Below are 22260 nucleotides of genomic sequence, written 5' to 3'. Positions count from 1 at the left end.
CGGGGTTCCTCTCGGTGGGGATCAAACGGGTGGGTCAGCGGGCGATGGGGGGTCACCGCGGGGTCGCCGCGGGAGCGGTGGTCGTGGTCGGGGCCGGCGTGGCGGCCGCCCGGCGGGCGCGCGCCAGCGCCAGCAGCGAGCGGGGGTGCCTGCCGGGGTCGCCGAGGGCGGCGGTGACGCGGTCGAGGTAGATCGCGAGGATCACCACGCCCAGCCCGGCCTCGACCCCGAGCGGGGTGTTGAGGCGGGCGATGGACTCGACCACGAGCTTGCCCAGCCCGTCGGCACCGGTGAAGCCGGCGATGACGGCCATCGACAGCGCGAGCATGATCACCTGGTTGACGCCGGCCATGATGGTCGGCACCGCCAGCGGCAGCTGGACGCCGCGCAGGATCTGCCAGGGCGAGGCGCCGAAGGACTCGCCCGCCTCGACCGTCTCGCGGTCGACCTGGCGGATGCCGAGCTCGGTGAGCCGCACGCCCGGGGGCAGCGCGAAGATGATCGTGGCGAAGATGCCGGGCACCAGCCCGATCGAGAAGAAGGTCACCGCCGGGATGAGGTAGACGAAGCCGGGCATCGTCTGCATGAGGTCGAGCACCGGGCGGACCACCGCGCTCACCGCGTCGTTGCGCGCGGCGAGCACGCCGACGGGGATCGCGATCGCCACCGCGACGACCGTCGCGACGGCGACCAGGGCCAGGGTCTGCATCGCCGGCAGCCAGATGCCCATCGAGACGACCAGGGCCAGGCCGAGCGCGGTGCCCACGGCCAGCCGCCAGGAGGCGACCACCCAGGCGAGCAGCGCCAGCACCGCGACCAGGACGAGCGGCGGGGGCCACATGAGCAGGTCCACCAGGCCCTCGACCACCACCGTCATCACGTCGCGGAAGAGGTCCAGCAGCACGCCGAGGTTGTCGTCGACCCAGTCGAAGGCGGTGTCGACCCAGGTGCCGACCGGGATCCGGGGGAGCAGGGCGTCGGTCGAGCTCACGGCGCCACCACCTTGCTGTCGTCGGTCAGCTCTTCGGGGGAGTCGGGTATGTCGTGCGCCAGCACCTCGTCGGTGGGCTCGCCCGAGAGCGCGGCGAGCAGGGTGACCTGGGGGATGAGCCCGGCGAGGCGACCCTCGTCGTCGACGACGAGCAGCGGGCTCTGGCGGCGGGCGGCGTCGGCGAGCAGGTCGGCCAGCGGCGTGCCGACCGTCACGGTCGTCGCGCTGCGCTCGGTCAGCGGGAGCCGGTCACGGCCCGCGCGGACGGCGGCGGCCACCTCGCCCGGGAGCACGACCCCGACCGGGGTGCGGTCCCGACGGACGACCGGGAGCGCGTCGAGCTGGTGCTCGCGGATGAGCTTGTGCGCCAGCTGGGGTCCCTGGTCGGGCCCGATCGTCACGGCCGGGGGCTCCATCACCGCACCGGCGGTCAGCACCTTGGCGCGGTCGACGTCCTGCACGAACTGCGCCACGTAGTTGTTCTTCGGGTCGTCGAGGATCTGCTGCGCGGTGCCGATCTGCTCGATCCGGCCGTCGCGCATCATCGCGACCCGGTCGCCCAGCCGCATCGCCTCGTTGAGGTCGTGGGTGATGAAGACGACGGTCTTGTCGAGGCGCTGCTGCAGGTCGACGAGCTGGTCCTGCATCTCGCGGCGGATGAGTGGGTCGAGCGCGCTGAAGGCCTCGTCCATGAGCAGCACGTCGGTGCCGGCGGCGAGGGCGCGGGCCAGGCCGACGCGCTGCTGCATACCCCCGGAGAGCTCGCCGGGCAGCGAGCCGCCCCAGCCCTCGAGCCCGACCATCGCCAGGGCCTTGGCCGCCCGCGCCTCGCGCTCGGAGCGGTTGACCCCGCGCACCTGCAGGCCGTAGGCGGCGTTCTCGCCGACGGTGCGGTGGGGAAGGAGGGCGAAGTGCTGGAAGACCATCGAGATCTTCTCGCGCCGCACCCGGCGCAGCGCCTCCCCACGGAGGCCCGCCAGGTTCTGGCCGTCGATCACGACGTCGCCGGCGGTGGCCGGGTGAAGGCCGTTGAGCATCCGGATCAGGGTCGACTTGCCCGACCCGGACAGGCCCATGACGACGAAGATCTCGCCGGCGTGCACGTCGAAGGAGGCGTCGACCACGGCCGGCGTCAGGCCCTGGGCGCGCAGCTCCTCACGAGTGGCGCCGGCGCGGAGGGCCTCGACGCCGCGGGCGGGTCGGCGGCCGAAGATCTTGTAGAGATGGTCTGCGGAAAGGACGGGCACGAAACGGATTCCCTCCGTCGTCGGTCACGGGCTCGACGGTCCCCGGGCAGCACGGAACTGCGCCTTCCCAGCCGGGAGCAGACCCGGTGGGAGGGCGCTGGAAGCGCGGAGGAGTCGTCCTCGACAGTAGACAGACGGGACGTGGAAAATCCAATCCAGATGCATTTCGTGATCACACCGTGATCACTTCGTTATATGACGTGACGCTTCAACAACGACGAATCAGGCCAGCAGCGGACCCAGCCAACGCTCGGCCTCCTCGACCGACCAGCCCTTCCGGGCCGCGTAGTCGGCGACCTGGTCGCGGTCGATGCGGCCCACCGAGAAGTAGCGTGCGTCAGGGTGCCCCAGCAGCAGGCCGGACACCGCCGAGCCGGGCCGCATGGCGCCGTGCTCGGTCAACGTCATGCCCGCCTGCGCCTCGGCGTCGAGCAGCCGCCAGAGCGTCTGCTTCTCGGTGTGGTCGGGCTGGGCCGGATAGCCCGGCGCCGGACGGATGCCCTGGTAGCGCTCGCGGATGAGCTGCTCGAGCGGCAGGTCCTCGTCGGCGGCGTAGCCCCACAGGTCGCGGCGCACCTCCCGGTGGAGCCACTCGGCGAAGGCCTCGGCGAGGCGGTCGGCGAGCACCTGCACCATGATCGCGCCGTAGTCGTCGTGCTCCTCGTCGCGGAGCCGGGCGGTGAGCTCCTCCGCGCCGTGGACGGAGACGGCGAACGCCCCGACGTGGTCGCCCTCGGGCGCGACGAAGTCGGCGATGGAGGCGTAGCCTCCCTGGCTGCGCTCGCGCTGCTGGCGCAGGCCGTGCAGGACCACGGGCCGGCCGTCGGCGTCGACGGGCCCCTCGAGCACGATGTCGTCGCCGTTGTCCGCCCGGTGCGCGGGCCACAGGCCGACGACGCCGCGGGCGCGCAGCGCACCCTCGTCGATCAGTCGTCGCAGCCAGCGCCGGCCGTCCTCGAAGGTGGTGCGGGCCTGCTCCCCGATCCGGGGGTCCTCCAGGATGCGGGGGTAGGTGCCGCGGAGCTCCCAGGCGGTGAAGAAGGGCGTCCAGTCGACGATCTCGACGAGCTCCTCCAGCGGGGGCTCGACCACGCGGGTCCCGACGAGGGACGGGGCGACCGGCACGGGCTCGGTGACGGCCCGGGAGCGGGAGCGCGCCTCCTCGAGCGGGACGAGCCGGACGTTCTTCTCGCCGTGGCGCTCCCGCAGCGAGGCGTAGTCCGAGGCGATCCGCTCGCGCAGCTTCTCCTCGTGGTTGATGGCGTCGGCCGCCACCCCCACGGCGCGCGAGGCGTCGGTGACGTGCACGACGGTGCCGTCGTAGGCCGGGTCGATCTTCACCGCGGTGTGCGCGACCGAGGTCGTGGCCCCGCCGACGAGCAGGGGCGTGCTCAGGCCTCGCCGTTGCATCTCGGCGGCCAGCGAGACCATCTCGTCCAGGCTCGGCGTGATGAGGCCGGAGACGCCGACGAGGTCGGCGCCCAGCTCCGCGGCCGCGTCGAGGATCCGCTCGGCGGGGACCATCACCCCGAGGTCGTGCACCTCGTAGCCGTTGCAGCCGAGGACGACCCCGACGATGTTCTTGCCGATGTCGTGGACGTCGCCCTTGACGGTGGCCATCACGATGCGGCCCTTGCCGGAGCCGAGCCCCTGCTCGGCCTTGGCGGCCTCCAGGTAGGGGGTGAGGTGGGCCACGGCGCGCTTCATGACCCGCGCCGACTTCACCACCTGGGGCAGGAACATCTTGCCGGCGCCGAAGAGGTCACCGACCACGTCCATACCCGCCATGAGCGGCCCCTCGATGACCTGCAGCGCGGACCCGAGCTCGGTGTAGGCCTCCTCGGCGTCCTCGACGACGTAGGCGTCGATGCCGTGCACGAGGGCGTGCCGGAGCCGGTCGGCGACGGGCTGGTCCCGCCAGGCGAGGGCCTTGGCCGCGCGCTCGCCGGCCGCCGCGGACGGGCCGTCGGTGGTCTCGGCCTTGATCCGCTCCGCCAGCGTGATGAGGCGCTCGGTGGCGTCCTCGCGCCGCGCCAGGACGACGTCCTCGACCGCCTCGCGCAGCTCGGGCTCGATGTCCTCGTAGACCCCGAGCATGCCGGCGTTGACGATGCCCATGTCCAGGCCGGCGCGGATGGCGTGGAAGAGGAAGACGGTGTGCATCGCCTCGCGGACGACGTTGTTGCCGCGGAAGCTGAAGGACACGTTGGAGACGCCGCCGGAGACCAGTGCGCCGGGCAGGTGCTCCTTGATCCAGCGGGTCGCCTCGATGAAGTCCAGCGCGTAGCGGTCGTGCTCGGGCATGCCCGTGGCGACCGTGAGGATGTTGGGGTCGAAGATGATGTCGTGCGCCGGGAACGGGTGCGGCAGGGCGGGTGACGGCGTGGTCAGCAGACGGTAGGCGCGCTCGCAGACCGCGATCCGGCGCTCGTAGGTGTCGGCCTGCCCCTGCTCGTCGAAGGCCATGACGACGACCGCGGCGCCGTAGCGGCGCACGACCGCGGCTCGGCGCAGGAACTCCTCCTCGCCGTCCTTGAGCGAGATGCTGTTGACCACGCCCTTGCCCTGGACGCAGCGCAGCCCGGCCTCGAGCACCTCCCAGCGGGAGGAGTCGATCATCACCGGCACGCGGGCGACGTCGGGCTCCCCGGCGAGCAGGTTGAGGAAGTGCGTCATCGTCGCCGGGCCGTCGAGCATGCCCTCGTCGACGTTGACGTCGATGAGCTGGGCACCGGCCTCGACCTGCTGGCGGGCGATCGCCACCGCAGCGTCCCAGTCGCCCTCCCGCACGGCCCGGGCGAAGCGGGGCGAGCCGGTGATGTTGGTGCGCTCGCCGACGTTGACGAAGTTGACGTCGGGCGTGAGCGTGAAGGCCTCCAGCCCGCTCGTCCGCAGGTATGGCGTGGGCTCGGCCGGGGTGCGCGGAGCCGCGCCCGCCACCGCGGCGGAGATCGCGCGGATGTGGTCGGGGGTGGTGCCGCAGCAGCCGCCGACGATGTTGAGCAACCCCTCCTCGGCCATCGACCCGAGGACCTCGGCCATCTGCTCGGGGGTGTCGTCGTAGCCGCCGAAGGCGTTGGGCAGGCCGGCGTTGGGGTGCACGGAGGTCAGGGTCGGGACGGCCGCGCCCAGCTCGCGCAGGTGCGGGCGCATCGCCTCGGCGCCGAGGGCGCAGTTGAGGCCGACCGAGAAGAGGTCGACGTGCTCGGTCGAGACCGCGAAGGCCTCCGGCGTCTGGCCCGACAGCGTGCGCCCGGAGGCGTCGGTGATCGTGCCTGAGAGCATGACCGGCACCGGGACGGCGCCCTCGGCGGCCCGGGCGGCCTGCACGTCGTTGATGGCGTGCAGCGCCGCCTTGGCGTTGAGGGTGTCGAAGACGGTCTCGACAAGGAGCAGGTCGACGCCACCCTCCAGCAGCGCGGCCGCCTGCTCGGCGTAGGCCTGCCGCAGCTGGTCGTAGGTGATCGTGCGGTGCTCGGGACGCTCGACGTCCGGGGAGAGGGAGGCCGTGCGGTTGGTCGGGCCGAGCGAGCCGGCGACGAACCGGGGCCGGCCGGTGGCCGCGGCGACCTCGTCGGCGACCTGACGGGCCACGCGTGCCGCCGCGACGTTCATCGCGGGCACGAGGTCCTGGGTGCCGTAGTCGGCCTGCGCCACCGCGGTGGCGCTGAAGGTGTTGGTCGTGAGGATGTCGGCCCCGGCCTCGAGGTAGGCGCGGTGCACGTCGGCGAGGACCTCCGGGCGGGTCAGGGCGAGCAGGTCGAAGTTGCCCTTGAGCGCGGTGTCCCGGTGCTTCTCCCACCCGGGCCCGACCCCGTGGAAGTCCTCCTCGTGCAGCTCGACCTGCTGAAGCATCGAGCCGTATCCGCCGTCGAGGACGAGGATCCTTCGCTGCGCCTCGCGGCGCAGGGGGTGGAGGTCGGTGGATGCTTCGGTGGCCAGGGTGGTGGGCTGCACCTCACCACTGTAGGTGGCGGCCGAGGAGTCCCGAGAACTGGTCCGTTTTTTCTTCTCAGGCTATGTACAGGCTCGGTGCACGACCACTAGTGTCACGACAGCCGGCACCGCCGCCGGGGTCCGGGCGGTCGTCGGTCTTCTCCTGCCCAGTGCCCGAAAGGTAGTGATCGATGTCCACTCGGACGCAGCGGCTCCGCCGCCCCGGGAAGTGGCTCGGCATCGTCGCCGCAGCGCTTCTCGTCCCGGGTCTGACGGCCACCTCGGCCGTCGCCGACACCGACCCTCGTGAGGGTCTGGCTCCCGGCTTCCAGAACGCCGGTGAGGCCAGCAGCAACATGACCCTGCTGTCCCACAGCCAGAAGCCCGACGGCTTCTACAGCCCGACCAACCCCGGCAGCCTGTCCTACGCCAACTCGGACATGGCCTACCAGGGCGACTACGCCTTCGTCGGCAACTTCCAGGGCTTCCAGGTCTACGACGTCTCCGACCCGGCCGCCCCGTCGCTGGAGCTGTCCTACGTCTGCCCCGGCGGCCAGGGTGACCTGTCCGTCTACGGCAACCTGCTCTTCATGTCGGTCGAGGAGACCCGCGGCCGGATCGACTGCGGCACCGCGGCCCCGGACGCCGCCTCCCGTTTCCGCGGCGTCCGCATCTTCGACATCAGCAACCCGCTGCAGCCTGTGCAGCTGCCCGGCGTGCAGACCTGCGCCGGCTCGCACACGCACAGCCTGCTGGTCCCGCCGGTGGAGGACCCGGAGACGATCTACGTCTACAACTCCGGCACCGCGGGCATTCGCTCCGCCAGCGAGCTGGCGGGCTGCAACGGCAACAGCAGCCTTGTGGACCCGACGACGACCAACTTCGCCATCCAGGTGATCGAGGTCCCGCTCGCCGCGCCCGAGACCGCTCGCGTCGTCAACAACTCCCGCATCTTCTCGGTGTGCGGTGACAACAGCTGCGAGGGCGACTACGCCGCCGGTGCGCTCAACGGCCTCCCGGGCAGCGGCCTCCAGCCGACCTACCCGGTCGACGACCCGCGCGCGCCGGGCGGCCAGTCCCGCTCGCAGGCCAGCCGCTGCCACGACATCACGCTCTACCCGGAGATCGGCCTGGGCGCCGGCGCGTGCCAGGGCTGGGGTTTGCTGCTCGACATCAGCGACCCGGTCAACCCCAAGCGCATCGACGCGGTCGAGGACTACAACTTCGCCTACTGGCACTCCGCCACCTTCAACAACGACGGCACCAAGGTGATCTTCACCGACGAGTGGGGCGGCGGCACCAGCGCGCGCTGCCGGGTCACCGACCGTCCGCAGTGGGGCGCCAACGCGATCTTCGACATCGTCGACCGCAAGATGGAGTGGAAGAGCTACTACAAGCTCCCGGTCCCGCAGACCACCACGGAGAACTGCGTCGCCCACAACGGCTCGCTGATCCCCGTCCCGGACCGCGACATCATGGTCCAGGCGTGGTACCAGGGCGGTTCCTCGGTCTTCGACTTCACCGACTCCGAGAACCCGCGTGAGATCGCGTTCTTCGACCGCGGCCCGATGAGCGGGACGTCCCTCCAGGCCAGTGGGTTCTGGTCCACCTACTGGCACAACGGCTACGTCTACGGCTCGGAGATCGGTCGTGGCTTCGACACCTTCGAGCTCACCCCGAGCGCGGACCTGAGCGCGGCCGCCCTGGCCGTCGCGAAGACGGTCACGTTGGAGACCTTCAACCCCCAGCACCAGCCCAAGATCGAGTGGCCGGCCTCCTTCGAGATGGTCGACTACCGCTGGGAGCTGACCGAGGGTCTGGCCAAGAACAAGGCCGCCAACGTCGAGAAGATGGTCGAGAAGGCCCGGGACTTCCAGGCGTCCGGCAAGACCGCTGCGGCCGCGGCCCAGCTGCAGGCCGCGAGCAACCAGCTCGACACGAAGAACGCCAGCCAGGCCGCGCTGCACCAGGCGCTGACCGACCTGGCGGGCTCGCTGCGCTGATCGCCTGATCCGGCGAACGTCCCGGTGAGGGGGGCGGCCTTCGGGCCGCCCCCCTCACTCGTCGTTCCAGCGGTATCCGCAGGGGAGCAGGGGGTCGTCGAGACCGGGCCGGTCGGGGGCGTGGGCGCGGACGTCGTCCATCGAGCGCGGCAGGTCGAAGGGCAGCCGCCCGCGGGCCAGGTCTTCCGCGGTCAACACGAGCGTGGCGACTGGCCGCAGGCCTTCGACTTCCTGCCCTCCTTCCGCCGGGACGTGGTGGCCTCGGCCCACGGGGACGTCGTCTACTGGCCGCTGCTCGCCCTCGGCCAGTACCTCGCCGCGACCGGGGACACCGACCTGCTCCGCGAGGAGGTCGCCTTCACCGGGGACGGTCGGCCCGGCGCCGTCGCTCCTCTCGTCGAGCACGTCGAGCGGGCGCTCTCCGCGGTCGAGGCGTCCTTCGTGCCCGGACTGGCCCTGCCCGCTTACGGCCACGGCGACTGGAACGACTCGCTGCAGCCCGCGGACCCCGCCCTCGCCCGGCGCATGGTCTCCACCTGGACCGTCGTCCTCCAGGCCGAGGCGCTGGACCGGCTGGCCGACGGCGTCCGACCGGCCCTGCCCTCCCTCGCGGAGCGGGCCGCCGACCTGGCGGCGCGTGGAACCGCCGACCTGCGGCGTCACCTGCTCGTCGACGGCGTGCTCTGCGGCTACGGCGTCGTCGGTGACGACGGCACCGTCACCCCGATGATCCACCCCCGCGACAGTCGCACCGGGCTGCGCTACTCGCTGCTGCCGATGATCCACGCCGTCGCCGGCGACCTGCTGTCCCCGGGCGAGGCCGCCGCCCACCTGCGGCTGGTCGACGAGCACCTCACCGGCCCGGACGGGGCGCGGCTCTTCGACCGCCCGGTGGCCTACCGCGGCGGCCCCACCGAGATCTTCCAGCGGGCCGAGGCGAGCAGCTTCTTCGGGCGCGAGATCGGGATCATGTACGTCCACGCCCACCTCCGCCACGCCGAGGCGCTAGCCCGCGTCGGCGACGGCCCCGGGCTGCTGCGCGCGCTGGCCCGGGCGGTGCCCGTCGGCCTGTCCGAGCTGGTGCCCTCGGCCGCGCCCCGGCAGGCCAACACCTACAGCTCCTCCTCGGACGGGGCCTTCGCCGACCGCTACGAGGCCTCCCGGGACTACGACCGGGCGCTCGCCGGCGAGGTGCCGCTCGAGGCGGGCTGGCGGTCTACTCCAGCGGTCCGGGGCTCTTCCTCGAGATCCTCACGCAGCGTCTCCTCGGCGTGCGGCACGTGGGCGAGCTGCTCGAGCTCGACCCGGTGCTCGACCCCGCGGCGGGCGTGGTGCGCGCCACCGTGCCCACCAAGCTCGGCGCGCTCCGGCTGCGGCTGGAGGCGGGGCCCCTCGGGCACGGGGTGGAGTCGGTCCGGGCGGGAGGGGAGGACCTGGCCCTGCAGAGCCTCGACAACCCCTACCGCCGGGCCGGGGTCTCCGTGCGCCTCGCGGACCTGGCGGCCGTGGTGACCTCCGGCGAGGAGGTCGTCGTCCGCACCGCCTGACCTGCGACGACGCGCCTCGGTTTGCCAGACCCCCCGGTCCCTGGGTGAGGGTGGGGGAGTCCGAGACGCCCTCGTGGGCGTCGAGGCCGGCACCCCGCTGCCGGTCCCCTCGACCTTTTCAGGAGACCACCGCATGCTGACCGTGACCGAGAACGCCCAGGCCGTCGTCAAGGGCCTCACCGCCGAGCAGGGGATGCCCGAGAGTGCGGGCCTGCGCCTGTCGCTGAGCCCCGACCAGACCGAGCTGCAGGTCGCCCTGGTGCCGCAGCCCGAGCCGACCGACGAGACCGTCGCCGGCACCGAGGCCCCCGTCTACCTGGCCCAGGAGACCGTCGGCACCCTCGCCGACCAGACCCTCGACGCCGCGCAGACCCCGCAGGGTGTCGGCTTCACCCTGCAGGCGCAGCAGCCCGTCGGCTGACGGCGCACCTGCCCCGCACGCCCCGGCCCCGCCGCACCTGACCCAGGTCGGCGGGCCGGGGCTTCGGCATACCCCAGGCCCTTGACCCTCCGCAGCGGCGGGGGCTAGCGTCCCAGCCACCTGCCCGTGAAAGGTGCCACGATGCCCGGCGGTCCCACGCTCATCGGATCGGTCGTGCGCGCGCTCAGCCTGCTGGAGGCGGTGGCGGAGCACGGACGGCCGGTCCAGGCGAAGGCGCTCGCGCGCCTGACGGACATCCCGCTGCCCACGACCTACCACCTGCTGCGCACCCTCGTCCACGAGGGCTACCTGGTCCGCACCGCCGAGGGGTATGTCGTGGGGGACCTGCCCGCCCACCTCGCCTCCGCGGGCGAGGAGGGGTCGGGCGCGCTGCGCGCCCGCCGGGTGCTGCGCACCCTGCACGAGGACCTGCGCGCCGCGACCTACCTGGCCGTCCTCTCCGACGGCGAGATCGAGCTGGCGGACATCGTCGACTCGCCGGCGGCGCCCCGCACCGACCTGTGGGTGGGGCTGCACGACGCCGCCCACGCCACCGCCCTGGGCAAGGCCATCATCGGCGCGCTGCCCGACGACTCGCGCCGCGACTACCTCGCCCGCCACCCGATGGTCGACCTGACCCCGCGCACCCACACCGACGTGCGGGCGCTCCTGGCCGAGCTCGAGGACGACCCGGGCGTCGTCGTCGACAGCCAGGAGTACGCCCTCGGCACCGGCTGCGTGGCCGTGCCCTTCCAGGGGCCGGGCGTGCTCGGCGCGGTCGCGGTGTCGGTGCCCGCCGAGCGGCTGCCGAAGGTCCTCGGCGAGGTCCACCGCCTCACCCGCGCCGCCTCCCGCGTCGCCCTGGCCTGGGCCGGACCGGCCCGCGCCGAGGACCTGGCGGAGGCCTGAGCGGACCTCTATCACCATCTGAAAAGCGCGGGCTGGTGCCCCTCCGCGACGCCACCGAGAGTGGGATCACGTCGAGACAACGAGGAGGTTGGCATGACGACCACCGTCACACCGCCGCAGGACCACGACACCTCGTCCGGGGTGCGCCTGGACCTGTACCGGACCATGGTCCTGGTCCGCACCTACGAGATGGCGATCCTGCGGGAGTACCACGCGGACAAGGGGCCGGGCTTCGACATCGGCAAGGGTCTGGTCCCGGGCGAGATGCACCTGTCGGCCGGCCAGGAGCCGGTCGCCGCGGGCGTCTGCGCCCACCTGACCGAGGACGACGCCGTGACCGCGACCCACCGGCCGCACCACTTCGCGATCGCCCACGGCATCGACCTGGAGGCGATGACCGCCGAGATCTTCGGCCGCGAGACCGGGCTGGGCAGGGGCCGCGGCGGGCACATGCACCTGTTCGACCCGAAGACCCACTTCTCCTGCTCCGGCATCATCGCCGAGGGCTACCCGCCGGCCCTGGGCCAGGCCTTCGCCTTCTCCCGCCGGGGCACCGACCGGATCGCCGTCGCGGTGACCGGCGAGGGTGCCGCCAACCAGGGTGCCTTCCACGAGTCGCTCAACCTGGCGGCCCTCTGGCACCTGCCCGTGGTCTTCGTCGTCGAGGACAACCAGTGGGGCATCTCGGTGCCGCGCAGCGCCTCGACGGCGGTCCCGTCCAACGCCGACCGCGCCGCGGCCTACGGCATACCCGGGGTGCGGGTGGAGGACAACGACGTCGACGCGGTCTTCGAGGCCGCGGGCGAGCTCGTCGCCCGGGCCCGACGCGGCGAGGGCCCCTCGCTGCTGGAGGTCTCGACCCTGCGCCTCCTCGGGCACTTCGAGGGTGACGCGCAGGGCTACCGCACCGACCTCGACGAGGTGAACGAGCACGACCCCATCCCGCGCTACGAGGCCCGGCTGCGCGAGGCCGGCCTGCTCGACGACGCCCTCCGCGACGAGGTCGCCCGCGAGGCCGAGGAGCGCGTCGAGGCCGCCATCGCCTTCGCCAAGGACAGCCCGCTGCCCGATCCCGCCGAGGCCACCCGCTACGTCTTCCCCGAGGAGGGCTCCCGATGACGACCACCGCCGCACCCACCACCCGCCGGCTCAACACCGCCAAGGCGATGGCCGAGGCGATCGCCCAGGAGATGCGTGCCAACCCCGAGGTCTTCTACCTGGGCGAGGACGTCGGGCCCTACGGCGGCATCTTCGGCTCCACCACGGGGCTCTTCGAGGAGTTCGGCCCGTCGCGGATCATCGACACCCCGATCTCGGAGACGGCCTTCATCGGTCTGGGGATCGGCGCCGCCGTCGAGGGCATGCGCCCGATCGTCGAGCTGATGTTCGCCGACTTCATGGGCGTCTGCCTGGACCAGATCTACAACCACATGGCCAAGATCCACTTCGAGTCCGGCGGCAACGTGACGGTCCCGATGGTGCTCACCACCGCTGTGGGCGGCGGCTATTCCGACGGCTGCCAGCACTCCCAGACCCTCTGGGGCACCTTCGCCCACCTGCCGGGCATGAAGGTCGTCGTGCCGTCCAACCCCGCCGACGCCAAGGGTCTGATGACCTCGGCGATCCGGGACGACGCGCCCGTCGTCTACATGTTCCACAAGGGCGTCATGGGCCTGCCGTGGATGGCCAAGAACCGCCGCTCGATCGACGTCGTCCCCGAGGGCGAGCACGTCGTGCCGATCGGCAAGGCCGCCGTCGCCCGCGAGGGCGGCGACGTCACGGTCGTCACCCTCTCGCTGTCGGTCCACCACACGCTCGACGTGGCCGAGCAGCTCGAGGGCGAGGGCGTCTCGGTCGAGGTGATCGACCTGCGCTCGCTGGTGCCGCTGGACCGGGAGACCGTGCTGGCGTCCGTGGCGAAGACCGGGCGGCTCGTGGTCGTGGACGAGGACTACCACTCGTTCGGGCTCTCGGGCGAGATCCTGGCCTCGGTCGTCGAGGCCGACCCGGGCCTGCTCAGGGCCGCGCCACGCCGCGTCACCACCCCGGACGCGCCGATCCCCTACGCGCACGGGCTGGAGCAGGCCGTGCTGCCGCTGCACGACCGGATCACGGCCGCGATCCGCGAGGTGCTGGCGTGACCGACCTGCACTTCCCCCAGCTCAGCGCCGAGCGCCCGGACGCCACCGGGGTCCTGGCCACCTGGTACGCCGCCGACGGCGATGCCGTGGCCGAGGGTCAGCTCGTCGCCGAGGTGCAGCTGGACAAGGTCGACGCGGAGGTGCTCGCCCCCGCCTCCGGGACCATCCGGCTGCTGGTCCCCGAAGGGGAGGAGGTGGCCCAGGGCTCCCGGATCGCCGAGATCACGTAGGTCCGGCCCGCCACCGACGCCGCCCCGGGGACTCCCCCTGTCCCGCTCCCCGGGGCGGCGCTGCCCTGCCGGGTCGGGGTGCGTCGGGCGCCCAGCCTGGGAAGATGGACGACGATGACGCATCCTGACCCGAGCGGGCGCCGCCCGCTGACCGCGACCTACCGGATGCAGCTGCACTCCGGCTTTCCCTTCACCGACGCCCTCGGCGTGCTGCCCTACGTCGAGGCGCTGGGCGTCAGCCACGTCTACCTCTCGCCGGTGCTCACCGCCACGCCCGGCTCCGAGCACGGCTACGACGTCCTCGACCACACCACCGTGAGCCCCGAGCTGGGCGGCCGCGCCGGGCTCGAGCGCCTCGCCGCCGAGACCCACGCCCGAGGCATGGGGGTCGTGGTCGACATCGTCCCCAACCACATGGCGATCGTGCCCGAGGTCTGGCGCAACGCCCCCCTCTGGGAGGTGCTCTCCCGGGGCCGTCACGCGCCGCGGGCGCACTGGTTCGACGTCGACTGGGACCACCTCGGCGGTCGCTTCGGCCTGCCGGTGCTCGGTCGCCCGCTGGAGGAGGTGCTCGCCGACGGCGAGCTGACGGTCGGCACCGGGCGGGACGACGAGGGCCCGGCCGCGGGGACCCCGGTGCTCCGCTACTACGAGCACGTGCTCCCGCTCGCGCCCGGCACCGCCGACCTCGCCGACGACCTGCCCGCACTCCTCGAGGCCCAGCACTGGCAGCTCGCCTGCTGGCTGGAGGCGCCCGAGGTGCTCAACTACCGCCGGTTCTTCGAGGTGAGCAGCCTGCTCGGCGTCCGGGTCGAGGAGCCGGACGTCTTCGAGGCCACCCACGCCGAGCTGCTCGACCTGCACCACGCGGGCGTCGTCGATGGCTTCCGCATCGACCACCCCGACGGCCTTGCCGACCCGCAGGGCTACCTGGCGATGCTGCGCGACCGGCTGCGCCCCGGCAGCCCCGTCTGGGTCGAGAAGATCCTCGAGGGCACCGAGCGGCTGCCGTCCGACTGGGCCTGCCACGGCACGACCGGGTATGACGCGAACGCCGCCGTGCTCGGGGCGATGGTCGACCCCACGACCGCCTCCGCCGTGAGCACCGCGTGGTTCGCCACCGGCGGCGAGCCCGACCTCGAGGTCGAGGTGGAGCGCTGCAAGCGCCTGGCCGTGGAGACGCTCTTGCGCCCGGAGGTGGGTCGGCTCGTGCGCCGCGCCCGCGAGGCGCTGCCCGGCCACGACGAGCACCGGCTGCGGGCCGCGCTGGGCGAGCTGCTCGTCGGCGTGCACGTCTACCGCGCCTACGTCCGGCCCGACGACCCCGCCGACCGGACGTCGTCCGACGACCCCGAGCGCCCGCTGCTCGAGGCGTTGTCGCGGGCGCGCCTGACCCGGCCCGACCTCGACACCGAGCTGGTCGACCTCGCGGAGGTGCTGCGCCGCCCGGGCTCGGGCGCCGCGCGGGACCTGTGCGTCCGCTTCCAGCAGACCACCGGGCCGGTCATGGCCAAGGGCATCGAGGACACCGCCTTCTACCGCTGGCACCGCCTGGTCGCCCTCAACGAGGTCGGGGCCGACCCCGCGGTGGGGGAGCACCCGGAGGACGCGGTCGAGCGACTGCATACCTGGGCCCGCCACCAGGCCGAGCACTGGCCCCTCGGCATGACCACGCTGTCCACCCACGACACCAAGCGCAGCGAGGACGTGCGGGCACGCATCCTCGCCGTCGCCGGCGACGCCGACGCCTGGCGCGAGCTGTCGGCCGCCTCGGCCGCGGCCGCCTCGCGGCACGGCGTCGACGCACCCACCGCGCACCTGGTGTGGCAGACCCTGGTCGGGGCCGGCCGGGTCGCCCACGACCGGCTGCACGACTACCTGATCAAGGCGGTGCGCGAGGCCAAGCTCCACAGCACCTGGATCGAGCCCGACGAGGACTACGAGGCGCGGGTGCTCGCGCTCGCCGACGAGATGGTCGGCGAGGACGGCGAGGTGAGCACGGCGATCGGTGCCGCGGTCCGCGACAACTACCCGACGATCCGCACGCTCACCCTGGCGCAGAAGGTCATCCAGCTCACGCTGCCCGGCGTGCCCGACACCTACCAGGGCACCGGCCTCGTCGACCTCAGCCTGGTCGACCCCGACAACCGGCGGCCGGTGGACTACGCCGAGCGGGTCGAGCGGCTGCGCCGCCTGGACGAGACCGGCGACCGCACCGACCTCTCCGACGAGGTGCTGTGGGTGACCTCGCGGGTCCTGCGGCTGCGCAGCTGGCTGCCCCAGGCCTACGGGCCCGGCGCCTCCTACGAGCCGGTGGCGGCCGACCCGTCGCCGCACGTCCTGGGCTTCCTGCGGGGCGGGGTCGCCGCCACGCTGACGCTGCGGGCACCCCGGGCGCTGGGCGCCGCGGGCGGGCTGGGGCAGACCCGCGTCCTGCTGCCGCCGGGCCACTGGCGCGACGCGCTCAGCGGGGCCGACCACCACGTGGGAGACGAGGGCGTGCTCGCCGTCGACGTCTTCGCCACCGCACCGGCCGCGGTGCTCGTGCGGGCCACCGATCTGGAGGAGGGACCACGGTGAACCAGCACCACTACCGGCTCTGGTCGCCGCTCGCGGGGGGAGTGGAGCTGCTGCTCGGGGCGGACGCCTCGACGACGGTGCCGATGACGCGCGGGGCCGACGGGTGGTGGACGGCGGAGGCCGACCCGGGCGACGGGCGCTACGCCTTCCGCGTCGACGACGGCATCGCCATCCCGGACCCGCGCTCGCGGCGGCAGCCCGACGGGGTGCACGCGCCGAGCGCGCTCGTCGACACCTCCGCCTTCTCCTGGACCGACTCGGGCTGGCGCGGGGTGGAGCTCGAGGGCGCGGTCGTCTACGAGCTGCACGTCGGCACCTTCAGCCCCGAGGGGACCTTCGACGGGATCGTCGAGCACCTCGACCACCTCCGCGACCTCGGGGTCACGGTGATCGAGCTGATGCCGGTCGCGGCCTTCCCCGGGCGGCACGGCTGGGGCTACGACGGCGTCGCACCGTATGCCGTGCACGAGCCCTACGGCGGCCCCGAGGGTCTCGCCCGGCTCGTCGACGCGGCGCACGCGGCGGGTCTGGCCGTGTGGCTCGACGTGGTCCACAACCACCTGGGTCCAAGCGGCAACTACCTCTCGCTCGCGGGGCCCTACTTCACCGACCGCCGCCACACGCCGTGGGGGCAGGCCGTCAACCTCGACGGGCCGCTCTCGGACGAGGTGCGCGCCTACCTGCTCGACAACGTGCGGATGTGGCTGGAGGACTACCACCTCGACGGGCTGCGGCTCGACGCCGTCCACGAGCTGCACGACGACCGGGCGATCCACCTGCTCGAGGAGATGGCGGCGCTCGCCGACGAGATCTCCGGGCGCACCGGTGTGCCCCGGATGCTCGTGGCCGAGTCCGACCGCAACGACCCCGCGACCGTGACGCCGCGCGCGACCGGCGGCGCGGGTGGGCTCGGGCTGCACGGGCAGTGGGCCGACGACGTCCACCACGCGCTGCACACGGCGCTGACGGGCGAGTCCCAGGGCTACTACGGCGACTTCGCAGCCGACCCGGACGCGCTGGTCACCGTGCTGGGCAGCAGCCCCTTCCTGCACGCCGGCACCTACTCCTCCTTCCGCGGACGGGTGCACGGGCGGCCGGTGGACCCGGCGGTCACCCCCGGCTGGCGCTACGTCGCCGCGCTCCAGACCCACGACCAGGTCGGCAACCGTGCCGCGGGCGACCGCATCGGGCACGGCATACCCCCGGGCCGGCAAGCGGCCGGTGCCGCGCTGCTGCTGACGTCTCCCTGGACCCCGATGCTCTTCATGGGGGAGGAGTGGGGCGCCTCTACGCCGTGGCAGTACTTCACCGACCACGAGGAGGAGGAGCTGGCGACGGCGATCCGCGAGGGGCGGCGGCGCGAGTTCGCCTCCCACGGCTGGTCGCAGGAGGTGCCCGACCCGCAGGCGGAGTCGACGGTGCGGGCGTCGACGCTGGACTGGGACGAGGTGCGGCGGGAGCCGCACGCGACGATGCTGGACTGGTACCGCACGCTGCTGCGGCTGCGGCGCGAGCTGCCCGCCCTGCGCGGGCCGCTCGGCGAGGGCGAGGTGCGACGCGAGCCTGCCGGCGACGGCGAGGTGGTGACGGTGAGGCGAGGAGACGTGGAGGTCGTGGTGGTGCTGGGTGACGGACGGCTGGAGCGACCCGCGGAGGGTCACCTGCGCGCGTCCTTCGGCGAGGTGGCGCTGGGCGACGGCACGCTGGTCGTCGGCCCCGACTCGGCGGCGATCCTGCAGGTCCGTCCGTGACCGGCCCCGACGAGGGCCGGATCTTCCACCGGCCCGTCTACCGCCCGACCGAGGCGCTCGAGAACGCCGCCGGAGGCATCGACCCGCTGGAGGCCGTCGAGGCGGCGCACCGCACGGCCGAGCTCGTCGTGGGCCGCGGCCGCGACACCGATGACCCAGAGCTGACCGCCCGGTTGGTGGGGCTGGTCCGCGAGGTGGGCCTGGCGACCGTCGCCGAGATGTGGTCCGACCGCCCGGCGCGCACGCTGCCGGGGGCGCTCTGGCGGCTCTACCTCCTGCACGAGTGGGTGCAGCGGCGTCCCGACGAGGTCGGACGGCTCTGGACCGAGGGCGCCGGCCACACCGAGGTCTACCGGGCGATCGCCGGCGTGGCCGAGCCGCCGGACCCCGAGGGGCTGCGCCGTATGACCGAGCAGATCCTCACCGGCGTCTTCACCGGCGACCTGGCCGTGGCGCTGGAGCGTGCGTCGGCGTTCTGCCACGTCATGGCGGTCGGCCTGAGCGAGCCCGGCGCCGAGGACGTGCCTGGCGAGCAGGTGCGTCGCGGCGGGCGCATGCGCGACACCGCCGACGACCTCACGGCCTGCGCCCGGCTGTGGCGCAAGGGCGACCTGCACTAGGGGCCACCCGACCCACCGCATACCGGGACGACTTCGTGTCGCCATGACGACACAAACCGGTCCCAGTCTTGCGACGGCTGCCCACGACCACCGTCCACACCCTCTGGCTGTGAGGACGACCACATCGGCGTCGATGAGGAACAATGACCGGGTGGTTCCTCGTTGGACCACATCGCGTGCCGGGCCGCGGTAGCCCCGGGCTCCAACATTCGCCGCTACGAGCGGCCTCGCGCCGAGAGGCGCTCCCGGCCCGGCACGCAACTTCCCCCGGCGCGGCTCGCCCGCCCGGGGGATTCGTGCGTCCGGGCGTTCGTGCGTCCAGGCCCGGACGGTCCCGGCAGCACGGGCGACTACCGCCGGCTCGGCCTCAGCGCGGAGGGCGGTGCCGCTCGACCGCGACCACACGGGCGTCCGCGCCGACGCCGTGCATCGTGCAGGCCAGCACCTCACCCTTGTCGAGCTTGACGTCGACCAGGCGCGCGAGCAGCCGCTTGGAGCCGCGGGAGAGGTCCGGGGCAGCCCGCTCCGCCAGGCCCTCCAGCAGCGGGCCGAGGACGGGGCCGTGCGTGCACAGGGCCGTGGGCTGGGCCGACCGGCAGATCCGGTCGAGGTGGCGCAGCACCTTCTCCGGCGCCTCGGCGTGGCCCTCCTCGGAGAGTCCCCTCTTGGCCACCAGCCGCACACCGCGGGAGGTCGCCCAGGGGGCGACCGTGTCGACGCAGCGCACGGACGGGCTGGTCAGCACCCGGGTGGGGGCGTAGGCGTCGAGGAGGCCCTGCATCCGCCGCGCCCGACGGCGGCCCACGTCGGTGAGCGGGCGCAGCGGGTCCGGCCGGCCCCACGACCCACGGGGTATGGCGTGCGCGTGCCGGACGACCAGCAGCGGCCACGTGGCCAGCAGCCCCGCGTCGTGCAGGCCCACCAGCGCCTCGAGCTGCTCCTGGTCGCGGCGGTGCGAGAGCCGGCGCCCGGCCGGCGTGGGGGAGAGCCAGGCGACGTCGTCGACCTCGTGCTCGAGCTTGCCGTTCCCCCCGACGACCTCGCCGGCCCAGTAGCGGACCTGCTTGGTCTGGCCGCCGGAGAGCGGGTAGCAGGACTCGGGCAGCGGCATACCCAGACGGACCCGGAGCCCGGTCTCCTCCAGCGTCTCCCTGGCGGCGGCCGCCGCCCAGTCCTCGCCGGCGTCGAGCTTGCCCTTGGGCCAGGACCAGTCGTCGTACTTCGGCCGGTGCACCAGCGCGACCTGCAGGACGCCGTCGACCTGGCGGTAGGGCAGGACCCCGGCGGCCCTCACCACGTGCGGCGGCGAGCTCACGACCCTGGCGTCCCCGCGGCGTACATGACGTCCACGGCGGAGCGCTCGAAGCCGATCCGTCCGTAGGTGGCGATGGCGGCGGCGTTGTCGCCGTCGACGTAGAGGGTGGCCGTGTCGACGCCCACGTTGCGCAGGTGCTGCAGGCCGAGGACGGTGACGGCCCGTCCGAGCCCGCGGCCCTGGTAGTCGGGGTCGACGCCGACGACGTAGACCTCGCCGGTGAGCGGGCCGCCGTTGGCCTGCTCGACCTTGGTCCAGTGGAAGGCGGCGAGGCGGGCCCGGCCGTCGGGGTCGACGTCGGTGGTGTCCTCGACGAGGAGGAAGCCGTTGGGGTCGAACCACGGCTCCTGCTGGCGCTCCTTGAGGTCCGTCAGGGTCATCCGGCCCTGTTCGGCGTGGGAGGCGAAGGAGCGGGCGTTGACCGCGAGCCAGGCCTCCTCGTCCTCGCCCACGCGGAAGGTGCGCACGGCGAAGCCCTCCGGCACCGAGACCTCCTCGGGCAGCTCGGCCCACTCGCCGGCGAGCGGGCGGCTCATCTGCCACAGCTCGCGGACGACCGTCAGGCGGCGCGACTCGTAGAGCCGACGGGCGTCGGGGAGGTCCCCGTGGGACCAGAGCCGGACGTTCGGCCAGCGCTCGAGGACGTGGTCGAGCAGCAGCCCGCCGAGGCCGTGGCGGCGGTGCTCGGGGTCGACGACGATCTCGCCGGACGGGGCGTCCGGGTCCGACTCGTCGACGTGGCCGTAGGCCAGCACCCGCGCGTTGATCTCGCCCGGGCGGTCGAGCACCACCAGGTGGGTGGACGTGGGCACGAGCTCCTCGCCGGGCAGACGTCTGGCCTGCAGCACCGTCTGTTCGGACAGCGGGCGCACCCCGTCGTGCTGCGCGGCCCGGACGGCCAGCGCGAGGATGTCTCCGGAGAGACGGGGCGGGAGGGCGGTCAGCTCCTCGACGGTGGGGCTCTGGCCAGACATGGGGGTCAGTCTGGCACGGAGGTCAGGACTCGTCGCCGCGTGGCCCGCTGAAGCGGTAGCCCACGCCGCGGATGGTGCCGATGAGGGACTCGCGCTCCGGCCCGAGCTTGGCCCGCAGCCGCCGGATGTGGACGTCCACGGTGCGCGTGCCGCCGTAGTAGTCCAGCCCCCAGACCTCCTGCAGGAGGATGTCGCGCGTGACCACGCGTCCCGGGCGCTGCACGAGGTAGCGCAGCAGCTCGAACTCCTTGAACGTCAGGTCCAGCGGCACGCCACCGGCGCGCACGCTCCAGCTGGCCTCGTCGACCACGACGTCGGCGACCCGGATGGTCTCCGGCTCGGCGCCGTCCTCGGCGGCACCCTGCGTGCCGGGCGCGCCCGGGCGGGGCCGGGCCAGCAGCAGGCGCACCCGCGCCGAGATCTCCGCAGGGCCGGCCGTGCAGAGCACGAGGTCGTCCATCGGCCAGCGCTCGTCGATCACCGACAGGCCGTCGACGGAGACGACGACGAGCACGGGGCAGGACAGGCCGACCGTCTCCAGCGAGCGCACCGTGCCGCGGGCGGCGACGAGATCGGTGACCGCGTCGACGACGACGAGGTCCGGCTCGACGCCGGTGGCGAGGGGCCCGACGTCCATCGGGCGGGCCGTGACGGTATGGGGCAGGAGGCCGAGACTGGGCGCTACCTCGGGCACCGCGGTGTCGGCCGGGGTGCGGGGGGTGAGGAGGACCAGGTCGGCCACCGCCACAGGATACGTCCGGCCTGGGATACTGCTCGCATGTCCCCGTCGTCCCGGCTGCTCCCGCGTCTCGCACCGTCGGCCTACGTGACGGGGTCGGTGGTCGCGGTCGTGGTCGTCCTGGGGGTGGCCGCGTTCACCGCGCCGGGCCTGCTGGCCTTCGCGCTGGCGGCCGGTGCGGCGGTGCTGGCCTGGGGCTGGGCCGGGGCGCTCGCGCTGCCGAGCCCGCGCGGGTCGTTGACCGTGATCGTCGTGGGCGGCCTGGCCCTCGTGCTCAGCGTGGCCTTCCGGACCGGCGAGCCCTGGCTGGTCTGGGTGCCGGCGGCCCTGGCCATCTCGATGATCGCGGCCTTCGCCCACCAGCTCTTCCGCGTCGACGGCCGCCCCCGCCTGGTGCAGTCGGTCAGCTCGGTCGTGCTCGCCCTGACGCTGATCGCGAGCGGCGTCCTGCTCGTGCCGCCGTCGCACACCCGCGTGGGCGTCTGGCTGATCGTCGGCGCGCTGGCGGCGGCTGCCGCGTCGGCCGCCACCGACCTGCTCGGGCGCCGTCCCGCGCTGCAGCCCTGGCTCACGGCCTTCGCCATGGCCGCGGGCGGCCTCGCCTCGGTCGTCGTCGCGCTGCTCAGCGGCAACGTCTGGACGACCTGGCTCCTCGTCGGCGTCGCGGCGGGCGCGCTCAGCCACGCGATGCGCACCGTGATGGCCCCGCTGCCGACGCTCGCCCTGGCCCGCCCGCGCCTGGTCGCGGCGCTGGCCTCGGTCCTCGTCGTCGGCGCCGTGCCCTACCTCGTCGCGCGGGCCTTCGAGCCCGGGGCACTGCTCGGCTGAGCCCGCTTCCCGCCGGGCGCCCGCCCCT

At 73.6% G+C, this 22260-nt stretch carries 18 protein-coding genes; 11 read left to right on the top strand and 7 right to left on the bottom strand.

The annotated features are described in order from the left end of the window. Window positions 1-52 precede the first annotated feature (52 nt). From FB476_RS13790 to metH, 3 genes are all read right to left on the bottom strand, one after another. Window positions 53-991, bottom strand: coding sequence for an ABC transporter permease (locus FB476_RS13790; protein ID WP_141820411.1), 939 nt, complete (start codon window positions 989-991; stop codon window positions 53-55). Continuing rightward, on the bottom strand, window positions 988-2238 hold the full coding sequence (locus tag FB476_RS13785) for a quaternary amine ABC transporter ATP-binding protein (protein ID WP_141820409.1): 1251 nt from the start codon (window positions 2236-2238) through the stop codon (window positions 988-990). The genes FB476_RS13790 and FB476_RS13785 overlap by 4 nt, the downstream gene beginning before the upstream one ends. A gap of 222 nt (window positions 2239-2460) precedes the next feature. Further along, on the bottom strand, window positions 2461-6195 hold the full coding sequence (metH, locus tag FB476_RS13780) for a methionine synthase (protein ID WP_202877040.1): 3735 nt from the start codon (window positions 6193-6195) through the stop codon (window positions 2461-2463). Window positions 6196-6365: 170 nt separating this feature from the next. On the opposite strand from metH, the gene FB476_RS13775 reads away from it, so the two are divergent. Continuing rightward, window positions 6366-8177: an LVIVD repeat-containing protein gene (locus FB476_RS13775; protein WP_170233661.1), complete on the top strand. Its 1812-nt coding sequence runs from the start codon at window positions 6366-6368 to the stop codon at window positions 8175-8177. Window positions 8178-8231: 54 nt separating this feature from the next. On the opposite strand, the gene FB476_RS16520 is transcribed toward FB476_RS13775, so the two are convergent. Continuing rightward, window positions 8232-8372, bottom strand: coding sequence for a hypothetical protein (locus tag FB476_RS16520; RefSeq protein ID WP_170233660.1), 141 nt, complete (start codon window positions 8370-8372; stop codon window positions 8232-8234). A gap of 57 nt (window positions 8373-8429) precedes the next feature. Here FB476_RS16520 and FB476_RS13770 point away from each other — a divergent pair, with 57 nt between their 5' ends. From FB476_RS13770 to FB476_RS13730, 9 genes are all read left to right on the top strand, one after another. Continuing rightward, the gene (locus FB476_RS13770; protein ID WP_141820407.1) at window positions 8430-9689 is read left to right on the top strand and encodes a hypothetical protein; all 1260 of its coding nucleotides are present in this window, start codon (window positions 8430-8432) and stop codon (window positions 9687-9689) included. A gap of 168 nt (window positions 9690-9857) precedes the next feature. Beyond that, window positions 9858-10145: a hypothetical protein gene (locus tag FB476_RS13765; protein WP_141820404.1), complete on the top strand. Its 288-nt coding sequence runs from the start codon at window positions 9858-9860 to the stop codon at window positions 10143-10145. A 141-nt stretch (window positions 10146-10286) separates the two neighbouring features. Continuing rightward, complete coding sequence (locus tag FB476_RS13760; protein WP_141820402.1) at window positions 10287-11054, top strand: IclR family transcriptional regulator; 768 nt, start codon at window positions 10287-10289, stop codon at window positions 11052-11054. A 93-nt stretch (window positions 11055-11147) separates the two neighbouring features. Beyond that, entirely contained in the window at window positions 11148-12173 is a 1026-nt protein-coding gene (locus tag FB476_RS13755) for a thiamine pyrophosphate-dependent dehydrogenase E1 component subunit alpha (RefSeq protein WP_141820400.1), read from the top strand. After that, window positions 12170-13195 (top strand): alpha-ketoacid dehydrogenase subunit beta, encoded by a 1026-nt coding sequence (locus FB476_RS13750; RefSeq protein ID WP_141820398.1) that lies wholly within the window; start codon window positions 12170-12172, stop codon window positions 13193-13195. The genes FB476_RS13755 and FB476_RS13750 overlap by 4 nt, the downstream gene beginning before the upstream one ends. Beyond that, window positions 13192-13425 carry a lipoyl domain-containing protein gene (locus FB476_RS13745; RefSeq protein ID WP_141820395.1) on the top strand — a complete coding sequence of 78 codons (234 nt, stop codon included), beginning with the start codon at window positions 13192-13194 and terminating at the stop codon, window positions 13423-13425. Before FB476_RS13750 ends, FB476_RS13745 begins: the two co-directional genes overlap by 4 nt. A gap of 114 nt (window positions 13426-13539) precedes the next feature. Continuing rightward, window positions 13540-16005, top strand: coding sequence for a malto-oligosyltrehalose synthase (gene treY, locus FB476_RS13740; protein ID WP_141820393.1), 2466 nt, complete (start codon window positions 13540-13542; stop codon window positions 16003-16005). After that, window positions 16002-17756, top strand: a complete 1755-nt coding sequence (gene treZ, locus FB476_RS13735) for a malto-oligosyltrehalose trehalohydrolase (RefSeq protein ID WP_141820391.1) — start codon at window positions 16002-16004, stop codon at window positions 17754-17756. The genes treY and treZ overlap by 4 nt, the downstream gene beginning before the upstream one ends. Further along, a complete protein-coding gene (locus FB476_RS13730; protein ID WP_238329796.1) occupies window positions 17753-18376 on the top strand; it encodes a hypothetical protein in 624 nt (207 codons plus the stop codon). The genes treZ and FB476_RS13730 overlap by 4 nt, the downstream gene beginning before the upstream one ends. Before the next feature lie 367 nt (window positions 18377-18743). Here the strand turns inward: FB476_RS13730 and FB476_RS13725 are convergent, their stop codons facing one another. The 3 genes from FB476_RS13725 to FB476_RS13715 are packed head-to-tail and all read right to left on the bottom strand — an operon-like array spanning window position 18744 to window position 21407. Next, window positions 18744-19691, bottom strand: coding sequence for an NUDIX hydrolase (locus FB476_RS13725; RefSeq protein WP_238329795.1), 948 nt, complete (start codon window positions 19689-19691; stop codon window positions 18744-18746). Continuing rightward, window positions 19688-20665 carry a mycothiol synthase gene (gene mshD / locus FB476_RS13720; protein WP_141820388.1) on the bottom strand — a complete coding sequence of 326 codons (978 nt, stop codon included), beginning with the start codon at window positions 20663-20665 and terminating at the stop codon, window positions 19688-19690. The genes FB476_RS13725 and mshD overlap by 4 nt, the downstream gene beginning before the upstream one ends. A gap of 22 nt (window positions 20666-20687) precedes the next feature. Beyond that, window positions 20688-21407, bottom strand: coding sequence for a winged helix-turn-helix transcriptional regulator (locus FB476_RS13715; RefSeq protein ID WP_141820386.1), 720 nt, complete (start codon window positions 21405-21407; stop codon window positions 20688-20690). A gap of 36 nt (window positions 21408-21443) precedes the next feature. On the opposite strand from FB476_RS13715, the gene FB476_RS13710 reads away from it, so the two are divergent. Then, a complete protein-coding gene (locus tag FB476_RS13710; RefSeq protein ID WP_141820384.1) occupies window positions 21444-22232 on the top strand; it encodes a hypothetical protein in 789 nt (262 codons plus the stop codon). Window positions 22233-22260 lie beyond the last annotated feature (28 nt).

The sequence above is a fragment of the Ornithinimicrobium humiphilum genome (genome assembly GCF_006716885.1).
Lineage (GTDB): Bacteria > Actinomycetota > Actinomycetes > Actinomycetales > Dermatophilaceae > Ornithinicoccus > Ornithinicoccus humiphilus.
The sequence above is the reverse complement of the archived record's forward strand: the minus strand, read 5'-3'. Positions and strand labels throughout refer to the sequence as shown.

Excerpts from the sequence above, each read along its gene's own strand:
- FB476_RS13775 (WP_170233661.1), top strand. The coding sequence starts at position 6,366 with ATGTCCACTCGGACGCAGCGGCTCCGCCGCCCCGGGAAGTGGCTCGGC.
- FB476_RS13765 (WP_141820404.1), top strand. The coding sequence starts at position 9,858 with ATGCTGACCGTGACCGAGAACGCCCAGGCCGTCGTCAAGGGCCTCACC.
- FB476_RS13760 (WP_141820402.1), top strand. The coding sequence starts at position 10,287 with ATGCCCGGCGGTCCCACGCTCATCGGATCGGTCGTGCGCGCGCTCAGC.
- FB476_RS13755 (WP_141820400.1), top strand. The coding sequence starts at position 11,148 with ATGACGACCACCGTCACACCGCCGCAGGACCACGACACCTCGTCCGGG.
- FB476_RS13750 (WP_141820398.1), top strand. The coding sequence starts at position 12,170 with ATGACGACCACCGCCGCACCCACCACCCGCCGGCTCAACACCGCCAAG.
- treY (WP_141820393.1), top strand. The coding sequence starts at position 13,540 with ATGACGCATCCTGACCCGAGCGGGCGCCGCCCGCTGACCGCGACCTAC.
- mshD (WP_141820388.1), bottom strand. The coding sequence starts at position 20,665 with ATGTCTGGCCAGAGCCCCACCGTCGAGGAGCTGACCGCCCTCCCGCCC.
- FB476_RS13710 (WP_141820384.1), top strand. The coding sequence starts at position 21,444 with ATGTCCCCGTCGTCCCGGCTGCTCCCGCGTCTCGCACCGTCGGCCTAC.